The sequence below is a fragment of the Escherichia sp. E4930 genome (assembly GCF_005845405.1).
GTDB lineage: Bacteria > Pseudomonadota > Gammaproteobacteria > Enterobacterales > Enterobacteriaceae > Escherichia.
The window spans coordinates 384,508-402,655 of sequence record NZ_VCDZ01000007.1 but is presented as its reverse complement, the minus strand read 5'-3'; the positions used below and the strand labels follow the sequence as shown (position 1 = coordinate 402,655).

At 52.0% G+C, this 18,148-nt stretch carries 11 protein-coding genes; 4 read left to right on the top strand and 7 right to left on the bottom strand.

Annotation, left to right across the window (positions count from 1 at the left end; genetic code table 11):
• Window positions 1–17 precede the first annotated feature (17 nt).
• From FFT88_RS12145 to FFT88_RS12135, 3 genes are read left to right on the top strand one after another with little or no spacing between them, the layout of a single operon-like run.
• Entirely contained in the window at window positions 18–4,532 is a 4,515-nt protein-coding gene (locus FFT88_RS12145; RefSeq protein ID WP_205714158.1) for an alpha-2-macroglobulin, read from the top strand.
• Window positions 4,533–6,182 carry a YfaQ family protein gene (locus tag FFT88_RS12140; RefSeq protein WP_135404791.1) on the top strand — a complete coding sequence of 550 codons (1,650 nt, stop codon included), beginning with the start codon at window positions 4,533–4,535 and terminating at the stop codon, window positions 6,180–6,182.
• A 4-nt stretch (window positions 6,183–6,186) separates the two neighbouring features.
• Window positions 6,187–6,963 carry a YfaP family protein gene (locus FFT88_RS12135; RefSeq protein ID WP_135404793.1) on the top strand — a complete coding sequence of 259 codons (777 nt, stop codon included), beginning with the start codon at window positions 6,187–6,189 and terminating at the stop codon, window positions 6,961–6,963.
• A gap of 73 nt (window positions 6,964–7,036) precedes the next feature.
• On the opposite strand, the gene atoB is transcribed toward FFT88_RS12135, so the two are convergent.
• The 6 genes from atoB to atoS all read right to left on the bottom strand — a co-directional run bounded on the left by atoB (window position 7,037) and on the right by atoS (window position 14,281).
• Window positions 7,037–8,221, bottom strand: a complete 1,185-nt coding sequence (gene atoB / locus FFT88_RS12130; RefSeq protein WP_135404796.1) for an acetyl-CoA acetyltransferase — start codon at window positions 8,219–8,221, stop codon at window positions 7,037–7,039.
• 25 nt (window positions 8,222–8,246) lie between these two features.
• Entirely contained in the window at window positions 8,247–9,569 is a 1,323-nt protein-coding gene (locus FFT88_RS12125; RefSeq protein WP_130217052.1) for a TIGR00366 family protein, read from the bottom strand.
• Window positions 9,566–10,216, bottom strand: a complete 651-nt coding sequence (locus tag FFT88_RS12120) for a 3-oxoacid CoA-transferase subunit B (RefSeq protein ID WP_135404799.1) — start codon at window positions 10,214–10,216, stop codon at window positions 9,566–9,568. Before FFT88_RS12120 ends, FFT88_RS12125 begins: the two co-directional genes overlap by 4 nt.
• The gene (atoD, locus tag FFT88_RS12115) at window positions 10,216–10,878 is read right to left on the bottom strand and encodes an acetate CoA-transferase subunit alpha (RefSeq protein ID WP_130257496.1); all 663 of its coding nucleotides are present in this window, start codon (window positions 10,876–10,878) and stop codon (window positions 10,216–10,218) included. The genes FFT88_RS12120 and atoD overlap by 1 nt, the downstream gene beginning before the upstream one ends.
• Before the next feature lie 194 nt (window positions 10,879–11,072).
• Entirely contained in the window at window positions 11,073–12,458 is a 1,386-nt protein-coding gene (gene atoC, locus FFT88_RS12110) for an acetoacetate metabolism transcriptional regulator AtoC (protein WP_135404801.1), read from the bottom strand.
• Complete coding sequence (gene atoS, locus FFT88_RS12105; protein WP_135404804.1) at window positions 12,455–14,281, bottom strand: two-component system sensor histidine kinase AtoS; 1,827 nt, start codon at window positions 14,279–14,281, stop codon at window positions 12,455–12,457. Before atoS ends, atoC begins: the two co-directional genes overlap by 4 nt.
• A gap of 167 nt (window positions 14,282–14,448) precedes the next feature.
• Between atoS and rcsC the strand changes: the two genes are divergently transcribed.
• Window positions 14,449–17,298, top strand: a complete 2,850-nt coding sequence (gene rcsC / locus FFT88_RS12100; protein ID WP_135404807.1) for a two-component system sensor histidine kinase RcsC — start codon at window positions 14,449–14,451, stop codon at window positions 17,296–17,298.
• Window positions 17,299–17,497: 199 nt separating this feature from the next.
• Here rcsC and rcsB read toward each other — a convergent pair whose 3' ends face one another.
• Entirely contained in the window at window positions 17,498–18,148 is a 651-nt protein-coding gene (rcsB, locus tag FFT88_RS12095) for a response regulator transcription factor RcsB (protein ID WP_042290573.1), read from the bottom strand.

Sequence of the window (18,148 nt, the reverse complement as noted above, 5' to 3'; positions counted from 1 at the left end):
GCCTGTGCCTGTCTCTTGTGGGAACAGGGCTTGTTAATGCTGACGATTCGCTTCCTTCCAGCAACTATGCGCCGCCGGCCGGGGGAACGTTCTTTTTGCTCGCTGATAGCAGTTTTAGCAGCAGCGAAGAGGCGAAAGTGCGACTGGAAGCGCCGGGGCGCGATTATCAACGTTATCAGATGGAAGAGTACGGCGGCGTGGATGTTCGCCTGTATCGTATTCCTGATCCGATGGCATTTCTGCGTCAGCAGAAAAACCTGCACCGCATTGTGGTACAACCGCAGTATCTGGGTGACGGTCTGAACAATACGCTAACCTGGCTGTGGGATAACTGGTACGGCAAATCTCGCCGTGTCATGCAGCGTTCTTTCTCTTATCAGTCACGGCAGAATGTGACCCAGGCATTACCGGAATTGCAGCTCGGCAATGCCATCATCAAACCTTCCCGTTATGTACAAAACAGCCAGTTTTCACCGCTGAAGAAATATCCACTGGTGGAACAGTTCCGTTATCCACTATGGCAGGCAAAACCGGTTGAGCCGCAGCAAGGGGTAAAACTGGAAGGCGCATCCAGTAACTTCATCTCGCCGCAGCTGGGCAACATCTATATTCCTCTCGGCAAACAAGAGCCGGGGCTGTATCTCGTCGAAGCGATGGTGGGTGGTTATCGGGCAACAACGGTGGTGTTTGTCTCCAATACCGTGGCGTTGAGTAAAGTGTCGGGTAACGAGCTTCTGGTGTGGACCGCTGGCAAAAAGCAGGGGGAAGCGAAGCCTGGATCAGAAATCCTGTGGACTGACGGTCTTGGCGTGATGACCCGAGGCGTCACCAATGACAGCGGCACCTTGCAGTTACAACATATATCGCCTGAACGTTCATACATTCTGGGTAAGGATGCTGAAGGCGGTGTTTTTGTCTCCGAGAACTTCTTCTACGAAAGCGAAATCTACAACACCCGCTTGTATATCTTTACCGATCGCCCGCTGTATCGCGCAGGCGATCATGTCGATGTTAAAGTGATGGGCCGCGAGTTCCACGATCCGTTGCATTCATCCCCTATCGTCAGCGCACCGGCGAAGCTTTCAGTGCTGGACGCCAACGGTAGCCTGTTGCAAACCGTCGATGTCACGCTTGATGCGCGCAATGGCGGGCAGGGTAGTTTCCGCCTTCCAGAAAATGCCGTTGCCGGAGGTTATGAGTTACGCCTGGCTTACCGCAATCAGGTCTACAGCAGTAGTTTTCGCGTAGCCAACTACATCAAACCACATTTTGAGATTGGCTTAGCCCTCGACAAAAAAGATTTCAAAACTGGCGAAGCGGTCAGCGGCAAATTGCAACTGCTCTATCCGGATGGCGAACCGGTAAAAGATGCCCGCGTGCAGTTAAGTTTGCGCGCTCAGCAACTTTCAATGGTTGGTAACGATTTGCGTTATGCCGGACGTTTCCCGGTATCGCTGGAAGGTAGCGATGCTGTTTCGGACGATAAAGGCAATGTGGCGTTAAACCTTCCCGCCGCCGATAAACCGAGCCGCTATTTACTGACCGTCTCTGCCAGCGACGGTGCGGCATATCGTGTTACCACAACCAAAGAGATCCTCATTGAACGCGGCCTGGCGCATTACTCATTAAGTACCGCCGCACAATACAGTAATAGCGGCGAGTCGGTTGTGTTCCGTTATACCGCGCTGGAATCTTCAAAACAGGTTCCTGTTACGTATGAATGGTTGCGTCTCGAAGACCGCACGAGCCATAGCGGAGAGCTACCGTCAGGCGGTAAATCCTTCACCGTCAATTTCGATAAACCCGGCAACTACAACCTGACGTTACGCGATAAAGACGGCTTAATTCTCGCCGGGTTAAGCCATGCAGTCAGCGGAAAGGGCAGCACGGCGCATACTGGTACGGTAGATATCGTTGCGGATAAAACGCTGTATCAGCCAGGCGAAACCGCGAAGATGCTGATTACCTTCCCGGAGCCAATTGATGAAGCGTTATTGACGCTGGAACGCGATCGCGTGGAACAGCAGTCGCTGCTATCGCATCCGGCAAACTGGCTGAAGTTACAACGCTTAAACGATACCCAGTATGAAGCCCGCGTTCCGGTGAGCAATGCCTTTGCGCCTAACATCACTTTTTCGGTGCTGTATACCCGTAACGGTCAGTACAGTTTCCAGAACGCTGGGATCAAAGTCGCTGTTCCCCAGCTGGATATCCGGGTGAAAACGGACAAAACCCATTACCAGCCAGGTGAACTGGTCAATGTCGAATTAACCTCGTCGCTGAAAGGTAAACCTGTTTCTGCGCAGCTAACGGTTGGCGTGGTCGATGAAATGATCTACGCGCTGCAACCGGAAATCGCGCCGAATATCGGCAAATTTTTCTATCCGCTGGGGCGTAACAATGTACGCACCAGTTCCAGCCTGTCATTTATCAGCTACGATCAGGCGCTCTCCAGCGAGCCGGTTGCGCCTGGCGCGACTAACCGCAGCGAGCGGCGAGTAAAAATGCTTGAACGTCCACGGCGTGAAGAGGTGGATACCGCGGCATGGATACCGTCGCTAACCACGGATAAACAAGGCAAAGCGTACTTTACATTCCTGATGCCGGATTCGTTAACCCGCTGGCGTATCACCGCGCGTGGGATGAACGGCGACGGGCTGGTCGGGCAGGGGCGTGCGTATTTGCGCTCGGAAAAAAATCTCTACATGAAGTCGAGTATGCCAACGGTGTATCGCATGGGCGACAAACCGGCGGCAGGACTGTTTATCTTCAGTCAGCAGGATAACGAACCGGTGGCGCTGGTGACTAAATTTGCGGGCGCTGAGATGCGCCAGACGCTGACGCTGCACAAAGGGGCGAATTATATTTCGCTGACGCAGAACATTCAGCAATCTGGCTTGTTAAGCGCAGAACTGCAACAAAATGGGCAAGTGCAGGACAGCATTAGCACAAAACTGTCTTTTGTTGATAACAGCTGGCCCGTTGAACAGCAGAAAAACGTCATGCTCGGCGGTGGCGATAACGCGCTGATGTTGCCCGAGCAGGCGAGCAATATCCGGCTACAAAGTAGCGAAACGCCGCAGGAGATTTTCCGTAACAATCTTGATGCGTTAATAGAGGAACCCTGGGGGGGCGTGATCAACACCGGTAGCCGTCTGATCCCGCTCAGTCTTGCCTGGCGTTCGCTTGCCGATCATCAAAGTGCCGCCGCTAACGACATTCGTCAGATGATTCAGGATAACCGTCTGCGGCTGATGCAACTGGCGGGGCCAGGAGCGCGCTTTACCTGGTGGGGTGAAGATGGCAATGGCGATGCATTCCTCACGGCATGGGCATGGTACGCCGACTGGCAAGCGAGCCAGGCCCTTGGCGTAACGCAACAACCGGAATACTGGCAACATATGCTCGACAGCTACGCGGAGCAGGCGGATAACATGCCGTTATTGCATCGGGCGCTGGTGCTGGCGTGGGCGCAGGAGATGAATCTGCCGTGCAAAACGTTGTTGAAAGGGTTGGATGAAGTTATCGCCCGGCGCGGAACTAAAACAGAAGATTTCTCTGAGGAAGACACCAGCGATATCAATGACAGTTTGATCCTCGATACACCGGAATCTCCGCTGGCAGATGCGGTGGCAAACGTCTTAACCATGACGTTGCTGAAAAAAGCGCAGTTGAAGTCCACTGTGATGCCCCAGGTTCAGCAATATGCGTGGGATAAAGCGGCAAGCAGCAATCAGCCGCTGGCGCACACGGTTGTGCTGCTCAATAGCGGTGGCGACACCACCCAGGCGGCCGCTATTTTAAGTGGTTTGACCGCTGAGCAATCCACTATTGAGCGCGCGCTGGCCATGAACTGGCTGGCGAAATATATGGCGACGATGCCTCCAGTTGTGTTGCCTGCGCCTGCGGGCGCATGGGCCAAACATAAGTTAACCGGAGGGGGCGAATACTGGCGTTGGGTGGGTCAGGGCGTGCCGGAAATTCTCTCTTTGGGTGACGAATTACCGCCGCAAAACGTGCAGGTCCGCTGGCGTGAACCGATAAAAACGGCTCAACAAAGTAATATTCCGGTGACCGTTGAACGCCAGTTGTATCTGCTTATCCCCGGTGATGAAGAAATGAGTTTTACGTTGCAGCCGGTGACCAGCAATGAGATTAACAGCGATGCGCTGTATCTCGATGAAATCACGCTTACCAGCGAGCAGGATGCAGTTCTGCGCTACGGTCAGGTGGAAGTCCCACTGCCGCCGGGAGCCGATGTTGAACGGACAACGTGGGGAATATCGGTCAATAAACCCAACGCCGCGAAACAGCAGGGGCAATTGCTGGAAAAAGCGCGTAATGAAATGGGCGAACTGGCCTATATGGTGCCGGTGAAAGAACTGACGGGAACGGTCACTTTCCGCCATCTGCTGCGCTTCTCGCAAAAAGGGCAATTCGTTCTGCCGCCTGCTCGCTATGTGCGTTCCTATGCACCTGCGCAGCAAAGTGTTGTGGCAGGTAGCGAATGGACCGGGATGCAGGTGAAATAAGTGAACTGGCGCAGAGTCGTTTGGCTATTAACGCTGGTTACCCTGCCGACGTTTGCACAGGAGACGCCGTTACAACTGGCGCTGCGGGGCGCGCAGCATGACCAACTGTATCAGTTATCGTCGTCAGGCGTGACAAATGTCTCGACGTTACCTGACACGCTCACCACGCCGTTAGGGAGTTTGTGGAAACTGTATGTTTACGCCTGGCTGGAGGATACCCATCAACCGGAGCAGCCCTACCAGTGTCGCGGAAACTCCCCGGAAGAGGTTTATTGTTGCCAGGCGGGGGAGAGCATAACGCGCGATACCGCGCTGGTACGCTCCTGTGGACTCTATTTTGCGCCGCAGCGGTTGCACATTAGCGCGGATGTATGGGGGCAATACTGGCAACAGCGTCAGGCTCCAGCGTGGTTAGCATCTCTTGCTACGCTGAAACCAGAAACCTCGGTAACGGTTAAATCGCTGCTTGATTCATTAGCGACGTTACCCGCGCAAAACAAAGCTCAGGAAGTCTTACTGGATGTGGTGTTGGACGAGGCGAAAATCGGTGTTGCGTCTATGCTCGGTAGTCGTGTGCGGGTGAAAACCTGGAGCTGGTTTGCCGATGATAAACAGGAAATCCGGCAGGGTGGTTTTGCCGGATGGTTAACTGATGGCACGCCGCTGTGGGTTGCAGGTGGCGGCACCAGCAAAACGGTACTGACCCGTTATGCGACGGTACTTAATCAGGTTTTGCCTGTGCCGACGCAAGTTGCCAGCGGGCAATGTGTACTGGTGGATCTGTTTGCTCGCTATCCGTTGAAAAAAGTCACTGAGGAAAAGAGCTCGACGGCAGTAAAACCTGGTGTGCTCAATGGGCGTTATCGTGTGACGTTCGCCAATGGTAACCACATTACGTTTGTTAGCCGTGGTGAGACGACGTTACTTACGGAGAAGGGCAAACTGAAATTACAGTCGCATCTCGATCGTGAAGAGTATGTTGCCAGAGTTCTGGATCGCGAAGCGAAAAGCACGCCTCCTGAAGCAGCGAAAGCCATGACCGTGGCGATTCGCACGTTTTTACAGCAAAACGCCGATCGGGAAGGCGATTGCCTGACCATCCCGGACAGCAGCGCCACGCAGCGTGTTTCTGCTTCGCCAGCTACCACGGGGGCGCGAACGATGACCGCCTGGACGCAGGATCTCATCTATGCGGGCGATCCGGTTCATTATCACGGCAGCCGTGCTGCCGAAGGCACGTTATCCTGGCGTAAAGCCACGGTCCAGGCGGTGCAAGGTGAACGTTACGATCAGATACTCGCCTTTGCTTATCCCGATAACAGCCTTAGTCGCTGGGGAGCTCCACGCTCCACTTGCCAGATTTTGCCAAAAGCGAAAGCCTGGCTGGCGAAAAAAATGCCCCAGTGGCGACGCGTGTTACAAGGCGAGACGGGTTACAACGAACCAGATGTATTTGCGGTTTGCCGTTTAGCCTCGGGATTCCCCTTTACCGATCGGCAGCAGAAACGGCTGTTTATTCGTAACTTCTTTACGCTTCAGGATCGTCTTGATTTAACCCATGAGTATCTTCACCTGGCCTTTGATGGTTATCCCACCGGGCTTGATGAGAACTATATCGAAACGCTGACCCGACAATTATTAATGGACTAATGCTATGCGAAAGATTTTTCTTCCGTTGTTACTGGTGGCGCTTTCGCCTGTCGCTCACAGTGAAGGTGTGCAGGAAGTCGAGATTGATGCACCGCTCTCTGGCTGGCATCCGGCAGAGGGCGAAGATGCCAGTTTTTCACAATCGATCAATTACCCCGCGTCGTCCGTCAATATTGCCGATGATCAAAATATCTCTGCGCAAATCCGCGGCAAAATAAAAAATTATGCTGCGGCGGGTAAAGTCCAGCAGGGGCGACTGGTGGTCAACGGTGCCAGTATGCCGCAGAGAATTGAATCCGATGGTTCATTTGCACGCCCTTATATTTTCACGGAGGGCAGCAACAGCGTGCAGGTCATCAGCCCAGATGGGCAAAGCCGACAAAAAATGCAGTTTTACTCAACGCCGGGCGCTGGAGCAATTCGCGCGCGTTTACGGCTGGTTCTCTCGTGGGATACGGACAATACTGACCTCGATCTTCACGTTGTTACACCCGATGGCGAACACGCCTGGTACGGTAACACCGTGCTGAAAAACAGTGGCGCACTGGATATGGATGTCACGACGGGATACGGACCCGAGATTTTCGCCATGCCAGCGCCAGTTCACGGGCGCTATCAGGTGTATATCAACTACTTTGGCGGACGCAGCGAAACGGAATTGACGACCGCCCAACTGACGCTGATCACCGATGAAGGGTCGGTCAATGAGAAACAGGAAACTTTTATTGTACCGATGCGTAATGCTGGCGAGTTGACGCTGGTGAAAAGTTTTGACTGGTGAGTAATGGGGTTACCTTCGCTGTCGATGTTCAAGAAAACGCCCGATAACTTTCGCTATCGGGCGTTTTTGTTCGTTAATTCAACCGTTCAATCACCATGGCAATTCCCTGGCCGCCACCAATGCACAGTGTTGCCAGCCCCAGCGTTTTATCGCGTACCTGCATTGCATGTAATAGTGTGACCAGAATACGAGCACCACTGGCACCGATAGGATGCCCCAGCGCGATGGCCCCGCCGTTGACATTCACTTTCTCAGGATCAAAGCCCAGGTTTTTCCCAACGGCAAGGAACTGCGCGGCAAATGCTTCATTAGCTTCGATGAGATCAATGTCTGCTAGTTGCAGCCCCGCCAGTTGTAACGCTTTTTGCGTGGCAGGTACTGGCCCCATACCCATCAATGCGGGGGGCACGCCACCGCTGGCATAACTTTTAATGCGAGCCAGGGGGGTAAGGCCTGCTGCCAGCGCTGCAGATTCTTCCATAATCACCAGAGCGGCAGCACCGTCGTTAATACCAGACGCGTTCCCGGCGGTGACTGTTCCTGCTTTATCGAAGGCCGGGCGCAATGCGCCTAACGCTTCAGCCGTAGAATCCACTTTCGGGAATTCGTCTTGACTGAAGACGAGGGTTTTCTTCCGGGTGACAACATTAACCGGGACGATTTCGGCTGTAAAAGCACCGGACTCAATTGCGGCTGCAGCTTTACGCTGTGAATGTAGCGCCAGTTCATCCTGCATTTCACGGGTAATTCCGTACTCTTTAGCCACGTTTTCAGCGGTAATTCCCATATGATAACCATGGGTGGCGCACATCAGGCCATCGCGCAGGATTACGTCATAAACCTGCCCGTTTCCCAGACGATAACCAGAGCGTGCTTTTGCATCGAGTAAGTAGGGCGCTAAACTCATATTTTCCATCCCCCCCGCCACAATGCTCTGTGCCTGACCTGCCTGAATCGCCTGTGCAGCAAGCGCCACGCTTTTCAGACCTGAACCGCACACTTTGTTGACCGTGAATCCGCACACCGTTTCAGCTAGTCCGCTTTTTAGCAGCGCCTGACGTGCCGGATTTTGCCCCAGCCCGGCTTGCAACACGTTACCCATAATCACTTCATCAACGTGTTGTGAATCGATTTTTGCGCGTTCTATAGCGGCCTGGATCACCGTTGCCCCCAGGTCGATGGCGCTGGTGGAGGCGAGTGAACCGTTAAAGCTACCGATGGCAGTACGTACCGCACTGACGATGACACAATTTTTCATTTTTCTTCCTTTTATAAAGTTGCCGTCAGAACAGCGTTAAACCAATAACGAAAATGACGCCGGAGAAGAGCAGGGCAGTGATGCAATAGCCCATGATGTCGCGGACACCGAGTCCGGCTATTGCCAGTGCAGGTAGCGCCCAGAACGGTTGTGCCATGTTCATCCACTGTTCACCGTAAGCTATCGCCATTACTGATTTACCCAGATCGGCCCCTAGCGCCTGCGCGGCAGGAAGGACGAATGGCCCCTGAATAACCCAGTGTCCACCGCCAGAAGGCACGGCGAAGTTAATTAGCGCAGAGCTAAAAAAGGTCATCAGTGGGAAGGTATCTTTGTTGGCGACATTGATGAAAAATTCGGTGATCAGGCCACCGAGGCCGGAGTGTTCCATCATTAACTGGATCCCGGCATAGAAGGGGAATTGCACCAGAATCCCGGCGGTACTGCGCGCAGCCGCACTTACCGCCCGCATATAGGCCATCGGCGTTTTATGCAACAACAGACCGGCAATCATAAACATCAGGTTGACGGTGTTGATGGTGATGTTGAATCCCTTCTCGGAGAAGTACAGCACCAGATAAGCAATGCCCAGAGCACCAATAATCAACGCCAGGATGCGACTTTCTTCCAGTTTCTCTGAAGGTGGGGCGTCTGCAGGGAGCTTCTTCTGGAAATCCGCTTCTTCCAACAACAGCTTCGGATCGATACTCACCACGTCGGAAGGCTTAGGCGTCATCATGCGGGTGATAAACGGCATCACCACAATCAGGGCCAGGGTGATAAAGATGTTGTAGCCAGTAAACAGGGTATCGCTGACCGGAATTAACCCTGCGACGTGCTCAACGGGATTCCCCGGTGTTGCTGCCAGTAGCGGCATTGAGCCGGAAAAACCACCGCCCCAGGTGAGAAAGCCGATATAGGCGCAAGCGATCAACAACGGATAGTCGGAGCCTGGTACCCGACGTGCAACTTCGCGAGCAAACATTGCGCCAACCACCAGACCGAATCCCCAGTTGATTACGCAGGCGACGGAACCAAAAAAGGTGACCAGCATGACCCCTTGGGTAGGCGTTTTGGCTGCTGACGCCGCAGTACGTAACAAACTTTTCACCGGACCAGAACTGGCGAGTGCATGTCCGGTCACGATGATGAGCGCCATCTGCATCCCGAATGCCAGCAGATTCCAGAAGCCGTCACCCCATAGTTTCACCATGCTGAGAGGGGTTTGTGGTGTTAACCATAGAGCTACGGCAAAGGTGATTAATGTTAGTAGCATGGCGAAGATCAGGGGATCGGGAAGCCAGCGACTGACAAAGCGCGTCATAAAACGCGAGATGCGACCGATCATAGCGCCCCCTGTGGGAGCAAAAGATCATCAGCGACGGTGAACTGCGCTTCAGTTTTGGCACGCACAGTTTCTAAATCACAACCTTCGGCAATTTCAGTGAGCCACATCTTGCCATCGATAAAGCGGAACACCGCCAGTTCTGTCACCAGCATATGAACTGCGTGAAGCGCGGTTAGCGGCATGGTGCATTGACGTAATATTTTTGCTGAACCATCTTTGGCGCAATGTTCCATGGCAATGATCACTTTGCGCGACCCGGTCACCAGATCCATCGCACCACCCATACCAGGCACCATTTTTCCTGGCACGACCCAGTTGGCGAGATTGCCTTGTTCATCGACCTGTAAGCCACCGAGTACACAGGCATCAATATGACCACCACGGATTAGCGCAAATGACATGGCGCTATCAAACATGGCTGCACCGGGTAAAACACCGCACGGTTGCCCGCCAGCGTTTACCAGATCGGGATGCGCTGTCGTGACCGGGCCTAAACCGAGGAAGCCGTTTTCCGATTGCAGAGTGATATGAATACCCTCCGGTAAATAATTGGCGACCATTGTGGGTAAACCGATCCCTAAGTTAACGATGTCACCATCACAAAGTTCCTGCGCCACGCGGCGCGCAATACGTTGTTTCGCGTCCATTATTTGCTCTCCTGTGGAATGATGATGTGGTCGATAACAGCGCCGGGGGTGATAATGTGGTCAGGTTGCAATTCGCCGGTGTCGACCAGTTCGTCGGGTTCCACCAGCGTGATGTCTGCTGCGAGAGCAATCAGGGGGTTAAAGTTGCGGGCGCTGAGTTGGTAGGTGAGGTTTCCGAGTGCGTCGCAACGGTGGGCGCGGATCAACGCCAGGTCTGCCCGCAATGGACGTTCAAGCAACCAGGTTTTGCCATCGAGGGTGAGCGTTTGTTTGCCTTCTTCGACGACGGTGCCGACACCGGTTGGGGTGAGAAAACCACCAAGTCCGGCACCGCCGCAGCGAATTTGCTCAATCAATGTACCTTGCGGTACGAGAACGACCTCCATTTCGCCAGAAATCATGCGCCGTCCGGTTTCCGGGTTAGTGCCAATATGTGAAGCGATGACTTTGCTGACCCGACCGTTGACAATCAGCGGGCCAGTACCAGTATCAATAAATGCCGTGTCATTGGCGATTAAGGTCAGATCCCTGACACCGGATTCCAGTAATGCCTCAACGAGGCGGGGAGGCGTGCCAATTCCCATAAAACCGCCAACCATAATGGTCATGCCATCACGAAAGAAGCTGGCGGCGTCCTCTATGCTCATCAATTTTGTTTTCATTTTTTATCCCTCTTGAATACACCGTTGTGGGTACACAGAAGGCATAGCAAGGGGAGTGCCAGAATGAAATTATGCGAAATAATTTCTAATAGATTGAAAATATTGAAATAAAAAGGAGGGTGGTGGTGAGGGGATATTGCACTGCTATGCAGGATTTTGCGCACTGTGCAAATTTCTGCATAGCAGTTTTTGTCTTACGCACCGGCTGGATCAATGCCGTATTCTTGCAGTTTGTACATTAACGCACGGCGACTGATACCGAGCATCAGCGCGGTGCGAGTACGGTTTCCTTCCTGTTGCTCCAGCACTTCAATAATGATCCGTTTCTCTTCGCGCTTAATTTCTTCTTTGAGATTGCGCTCGCCCGGTGGCGAGCTTTTCACATCGTGATTCATACAGACAGGCTGGCGAAATTGTGGTGGTAGATCTTCTGCAAAAATTACCGGTCCCGAGTTCATTACCACCGCGCGCTCAATGACGTTAGAAAGCTCACGGATATTGCCAGGCCACGACCAGGCGGTAAGCAATGACATTGCGCTGGGGTCGATTTCGATAATATCGCGTTGGTTTTCGCTACTGAATTTTTGCAAAAAATGATTGGCTAAGAGGGAAATGTCTTCTCGTCTCTCGCGAAGTGGCGGCAACATTAAATGAATCACGTTGAGTCGATAAAAGAGATCTTCACGGAAAGTTCCTTCTTTTACCATCGCGTCCAGGTTGCGATTGGTAGCGGCAATGATGCGAATATCGACTTTGATGGTTTGATGGCCGCCGATGCGTTCAAATTCCCTCTCCTGCAAAATACGCAACAATTTAGCCTGCAATACCAACGGCATTTCACCAATTTCATCAAGGAATAATGTGCCGCTGTCGGCACGCTCAAACAGTCCCTGGCGCAGGGTCTGCGCACCGGTAAATGCGCCTTTTTCATGACCAAAAAGTTCGCTTTCCAGCAGGGATTCTGGTAGCGCGGCACAGTTAATTTTAATAAATGGCCCATTGGCGCGGCGGGAGTTGTAATGGATCGCCCGGGCAATAAGCTCCTTACCAGTACCGCTTTCGCCACTGACTAACACGCTGGCCTGCGAGAGGGCAATTTTTGCCGTGTCTTTGCAGATCGCCTTCATCACCGGGCTACTGGTTAATATATGGCCCCACTGCCAACTGGCACTTAGCGCTTGATGTAACTGGCGAATCTCTTTTTTCATTGACTGCAACTGCAATGCGCGCTGCACGACCAGGTTAAGTTCATCAAGATCAAACGGTTTGATGACGTAATCAAACGCACCACTGCGTAAGGCTTCTACTGCTGTTTCGACTTCGGCATATGCGGTCATCAGGACAATGGGCGTGCGTGGATTATGACCACGCATCGCTTTTAACGCACTGATACCATCCATTTCCGGCATACGGATATCCATCAGCACCACGTCCGGTTGCACACGGGTGAACAGTGGCAATGCTTCATTGCCGTTACAGGCGCAATGAGTGTCATACCCCTGCAAAGAAAAAGCGGTGGATAGCATGCGACGCACATTCTCTTCGTCGTCAACAATCAGGATTCGGTAAACAGCATTCATAAGGGCAAATTTTCCTGCGGGTCAATCGGTAAGATAAGGGTGAATGTGGCACCGCAGCCGGGCAGGCTGGCGACGCGTATATCGCCCTGATGCGCATTAATAATTCGTTGGCTTAGGGCGAGGCCAAGTCCCGTACCGGACGCTTTGGTGGTAAAGAAGGGATCAAAGATTTTTCTCTGTAGAGACAGATCGATGCCGCAGCCGTTGTCTTCAATCGTGATCGCCTGCTGGTTAGCCGTATACATCCATGTGCGAATGCGGATTTCCCCGCGCGCGGTGATAGCTTGCACGGCATTGATCAACATATTCAGGATTACCTGCTTGAGTAGTTCTCGATCTGCCACGATCGCAGTGAGTGAAGGATCAAGCTCTGTAATAAAGTCGATCCGTGCCTGTACGCCGGAGGTTTGGGCAAGAATCAGTGTCTCTTCGATCAAGGCATTGAGATACACTTGTTGCCACTGGCTTTTACGTGGGCGGGAAAAATCCAAAAGCTGCTGAATAACTTTGTTAATCGAATCAATCTCATTCAGTACAATTGACAGATATTCCTGATGTTCTGGCTGAGGTGTCTGCTGGCGAATGATTTGCACGTAACCCCTGATGGCGGTGAGAGGATTGCGTACTTCATGCGCTACGCCTGCCATCAGTTCCCCAAGGGTGGCGAGTCTTTCTGTCTGCGCCAGTCGCCGTTGGCTTTCTTTACGTGCCGTCAGATCGGAGAAAATCACTAAAGCGCCAATCATGTCTCCATGTCCGTCATGGATTCGGCTGGTGGTGGCGCTGATTTCAATGGTTCGGTCGCGTCCGGGATAGCTGATTTCCAGCGCCATATGTTCGATACCATGCGCCAGCGTATCAAGAACCGGACTATAAAAATGGGTGTTGGCAAAGAGGGTGGCGTAAGGCTGGCCTACCAGTTCCTGACGTTTGTATCCGGTGATGGCTTCCGCTGCAGGATTCATGGTGATCACATCGCCTTGTCGGTCAATGGCAATCACTGCATCGGCGGCATTTTCAATAATCAGGTCATTGAGTGTTTTCGATTCACGAAGCGCGTCGGCAAGGTTATTCACACAACGGCTGATTTGCCCTAGTTCGCCAGGTAGCGGTGGCAATTGCGTCGGATTATTCTGCGCCAGCGTCGACAGACCCGCAGTGATGATATCGATGTTGGCGCTTAAACGGCGAGAAAAAAGCACGATCAACAGCAGGCTAATTAGCAGACCGGCAGAAAGGACAATGATTATACGCACGTCCATTTTCCATGCCTGACGACGAATATCCTCCGTTAATTCATTCGCCCAGATATAACCAAGCACGATGCCCTGGCGTTCTATTGGTATCATGGAATTCATAATATCGCCGCGGACTTGCCTGCCAGAAAAGAGTTGTGGCGTGTTGGTTTGCATGACGATATTGCCGGGATGATCCGAGGTGATACTAATACCTACATTGCTTTGATAGAGTGCCGATGGGGCATAAGTGATAATTGCGTCCAGTTCTTTGTGGTAATAGCCAGCCCCGACACCGGGAAAAGCTTGGGTAATACGTTCGGTAATAGGAGCCAACTCATGATTCAGCGCCCGGATGCGTGCCTCACGAGGCAGATGTTGGTAAAGCGCAAAGCGTTCTTCCAGTGCGGCGTTCAGCAACTGCACAACCGCCGCTAATTTTTTCTCTTTTTCAGATAAGACCGCTGACCGACCCTCAGTTTCTACGATATAACCAATAGATAGCGTCGGAATGATGACCATCAGGATTGCCATCATAATGAGCTGGTTGCGCAGACGACGTGGGTACAACCACTTCAGAGAGTGCATGCTGGGTATCCGGGTTGTTTTTCAGGCAAACGACGATTATCAGGGGTTAAGGTAATGATTTCTCGGCGGTGTATCATATTCCAGAGAAGAGAGAACATTGCGGCGACACGCTTTTACCGCTACCTTAACCACACTCCATCGGTCACCTGAGGCGGAGCTTCGCCCCTTTGAAATACCTTGCTTCTTTTCGCACAACCCTGAAAGTCTCGCGCTACATGTTCAGAGCGCTGGCGTTATTGATCTGGCTGTTGATTGCTTTTTCATCAGTGTTTTACATCGTCAACGCTTTACATCAACGAGAATCTGAGATTCGTCAGGAATTTAATCTGAGCTCCGATCAGGCTCAGCGGTTTATTCAGCGCACCTCTGATGTCATGAAAGAGCTGAAGTACATTGCTGAAAATCGCTTATCCGTGGAAAACGGCGTGCTTTCTCCGCGTGGGCGTGAAACGCAAGCGGATGTGCCGGTTTTCGAACCGCTGTTTGCTGATTCCGATTGTTCCGCAATGAGCAACACCTGGCGAGGCTCCCTGGAGTCACTGGCGTGGTTTATGCGCTACTGGCGCGATAACTTCTCTGCGGCTTACGATCTCAACCGTGTGTTTTTAATCGGCAGCGATAACCTCTGTATGGCTAACTTTGGCCTGCGTGATATGCCCGTCGAACGTGACACCGCTCTGAAAGCCCTGCATGAACGCATTAACAAGTATCGTAACGCGCCACAGGATGACAGTGGCAGTAACCTTTTCTGGATCAGTGAAGGGCCGCGTCCTGGGGTGGGATATTTCTACGCGCTGACGCCGGTTTATCTGGCAAACCGTTTGCAAGCGCTTTTAGGCGTAGAACAGACAATTCGGATGGAGAACTTCTTCCTGCCGGGGACGTTGCCAATGGGCGTCACCATTCTTGATGAAAATGGCCATACCCTGATTTCGCTGACCGGACCGGAAAGTAAGATTAAAGCCGAACCGCGTTGGATGCAGGAGCGATCCTGGTTTGGCTATACGCCAGGTTTCCGTGAGCTGGTGCTGAAGAAAAATCTACCGCCGTCTTCGTTAAGTATTGTCTATTCCGTGCCTGTTGATCAGGTGCTGGAACGTATTCGCATGTTGATACTTAACGCGATTTTGCTGAACGTGATTGCGGGTGCTGCATTGTTTACCCTCGCACGGATGTATGAGCGACGTATTTTTATTCCGGCGGAAAGTGACGCCCAGCGACTGGAAGAGCATGAGCAGTTTAACCGCAAGATAGTCGCCTCTGCGCCTGTGGGGATCTGCATTTTGCGAACTGTCGATGGCGTTAATATTTTGAGTAACGAACTGGCGCATACCTATCTCAACATGCTTACGCATGAGGATCGCCAACGGCTGACGCAAATTATTTGTGGCCAGCAGGTCAATTTTGTCGATGTCCTTACCAGTAACAATACCAACCTGCAAATCAGCTTTGTTCATTCGCGCTATCGTAATGAAAACGTGGCAATTTGCGTACTGGTCGATGTGTCTTCACGTGTGAAGATGGAAGAGTCGCTGCAAGAAATGGCGCAGGCAGCAGAACAGGCGAGCCAGTCAAAATCGATGTTCCTTGCTACCGTCAGCCACGAACTGCGAACGCCGCTGTATGGCATTATCGGCAACCTGGATCTATTACAAACCAAAGAGTTACCAAAAGGTGTTGACCGTCTGGTGACGGCAATGAATAACTCTTCCAGCCTGTTATTGAAAATTATTAGCGACATTCTCGATTTCTCGAAGATTGAATCGGAACAGTTGAAAATCGAACCACGCGAGTTTTCACCGCGCGAAGTCATGAACCACATCACCGCCAACTATTTGCCGCTGGTGGTACGCAAGCAACTTGGTTTGTACTGTTTTATTGAGCCAGATGTACCGATGGCGCTCAATGGCGACCCAATGCGCTTACAGCAGGTGATCTCCAACCTGTTGAGTAATGCTATTAAATTTACCGATACCGGCTGCATTGTTCTGCATGTTCGCGTTGATGGTGATTATCTTTCTATTCGCGTACGCGATACCGGGGTGGGCATTCCAGCTAAAGAAGTGGTGCGGTTATTTGATCCATTCTTCCAGGTAGGGACGGGCGTACAGCGTAACTTCCAGGGTACTGGTCTGGGGCTGGCGATTTGTGAAAAACTGATCAGCATGATGGACGGTGACATCTCGGTGGATTCTGAACCGGGAATGGGCAGCCAGTTTACCGTGCGTATTCCGTTGTATGGCGCTCAGTACCCGCAGAAAAAAGGTGTCGAAGGATTAACGGGTAAACGTTGCTGGCTGGCGGTACGCAATGCGTCGCTCTGTCAGTTCCTTGAAACCAGTTTGCAGCGTAGCGGCATAGTCGTTGCTACATACGAAGGGCAGGAACCGACTCCCGAAGATGTGTTGATCACCGATGATGTGATGAGTAAAAAATGGCAGGGCAGGGCGGTTGTGACTTTCTGTCGTCGCCATATCGGTATCCCTCTGGAGAAAGCGCCTGGTGAATGGGTACACAGTGTGGCAGCTCCGCACGAGCTACCGACATTGCTGGCGCGCATCTATCTGATAGAAATGGAGAGCGACGATCCTGCTAACTCTCTGCCGTCGACCGACAAAGTGGTCAGCAATAACGACGATATGATGATTCTGGTCGTAGACGATCATCCAATTAACCGTCGTCTGTTGGCCGATCAGCTTGGATCGTTGGGCTATCAGTGTAAGACGGCGAATGATGGTGTTGATGCACTTAATGTCCTTAGTAAGAATCACATTGATATAGTGCTAAGTGATGTCAACATGCCGAATATGGATGGTTACCGGTTAACGCAACGTATCCGTCAGTTGGGACTCACGTTGCCGGTAATAGGGGTAACGGCCAATGCGTTGGCTGAAGAGAAACAGCGGTGTCTGGAGTCCGGTATGGATAGCTGTCTGTCTAAGCCAGTGACGTTGGATGTCATCAAACAGACGCTGACTATGTATGCCGAGAGGGTCAGGAAAGCGCGGGAATCGTAGACCGGATAAGGCGTTTACGCCGCATCCGGCAATCGGTGCAAATGCCAGATGCGACGCTGATGCGTCTTATCTGGCCTACCTTATTGTAATCCATTGAAATAATGGGAATCGTAGGCCGGATAAGGCGTTTACGCTGCATCCGGTAATCAGTGCAAATGCCAGATGCGACGCTGGCGCGTCTTATCTGGCCTACAGGTGATTACTCTTTATCCGCCGGACTTAACGTCACAGAAGAGAGATAATTCAACAGAGCGATATCGTTCTCGACACCCAGCTTCATCATTGCGGATTTTTTCTGGCTACTGATGGTTTTAATACTCCGGTTCAGCTTTTTAGCAATCTCGGTAACCAGGAAGCCTTCGGCAAACAGGCGCAGAACTTCACTCTCTTTTGGTGAGAGGCGCTTGTCACCGTAACCGCCAGCACTGATTTTCTCTAACAGCCGAGAAACGCTTTCCGGAGTAAATTTCTTACCTTTTTGTAGCGCGGCGAGGGCTTTCGGCAGGTCGGTCGGCGCACCTTGTTTCAGAACGATCCCTTCGATATCCAGGTCCAGTACCGCGCTAAGAATAGCCGGGTTGTTGTTCATGGTCAGAACAATAATCGACAAACTTGGGAAGTGGCGCTTGATGTACTTGATTAAGGTTATGCCATCGCCGTATTTATCGCCTGGCATGGAGAGATCGGTAATCAAAACATGCGCATCCAGCTTCGGCAGGTTATTGATCAGTGCTGTAGAGTCCTCAAATTCGCCGACAACATTCACCCACTCGATTTGCTCAAGTGATTTGCGAATACCGAACAAGACTATCGGATGGTCATCAGCAATAATTACGTTCATATTGTTCAT

Coding starts and splice junctions, on each gene's coding strand:
- FFT88_RS12125 (WP_130217052.1), bottom strand. CDS start 9,569: ATGATCGGTCGCATCTCGCGTTTTATGACGCGCTTTGTCAGTCGCTGG.
- atoS (WP_135404804.1), bottom strand. CDS start 14,281: ATGCACTCTCTGAAGTGGTTGTACCCACGTCGTCTGCGCAACCAGCTC.
- atoD (WP_130257496.1), bottom strand. CDS start 10,878: ATGAAAACAAAATTGATGAGCATAGAGGACGCCGCCAGCTTCTTTCGT.
- FFT88_RS12135 (WP_135404793.1), top strand. CDS start 6,187: ATGCGAAAGATTTTTCTTCCGTTGTTACTGGTGGCGCTTTCGCCTGTC.
- rcsB (WP_042290573.1), bottom strand. CDS start 18,148: ATGAACAATATGAACGTAATTATTGCTGATGACCATCCGATAGTCTTG.
- atoB (WP_135404796.1), bottom strand. CDS start 8,221: ATGAAAAATTGTGTCATCGTCAGTGCGGTACGTACTGCCATCGGTAGC.
- atoC (WP_135404801.1), bottom strand. CDS start 12,458: ATGAATGCTGTTTACCGAATCCTGATTGTTGACGACGAAGAGAATGTG.
- FFT88_RS12120 (WP_135404799.1), bottom strand. CDS start 10,216: ATGGACGCGAAACAACGTATTGCGCGCCGCGTGGCGCAGGAACTTTGT.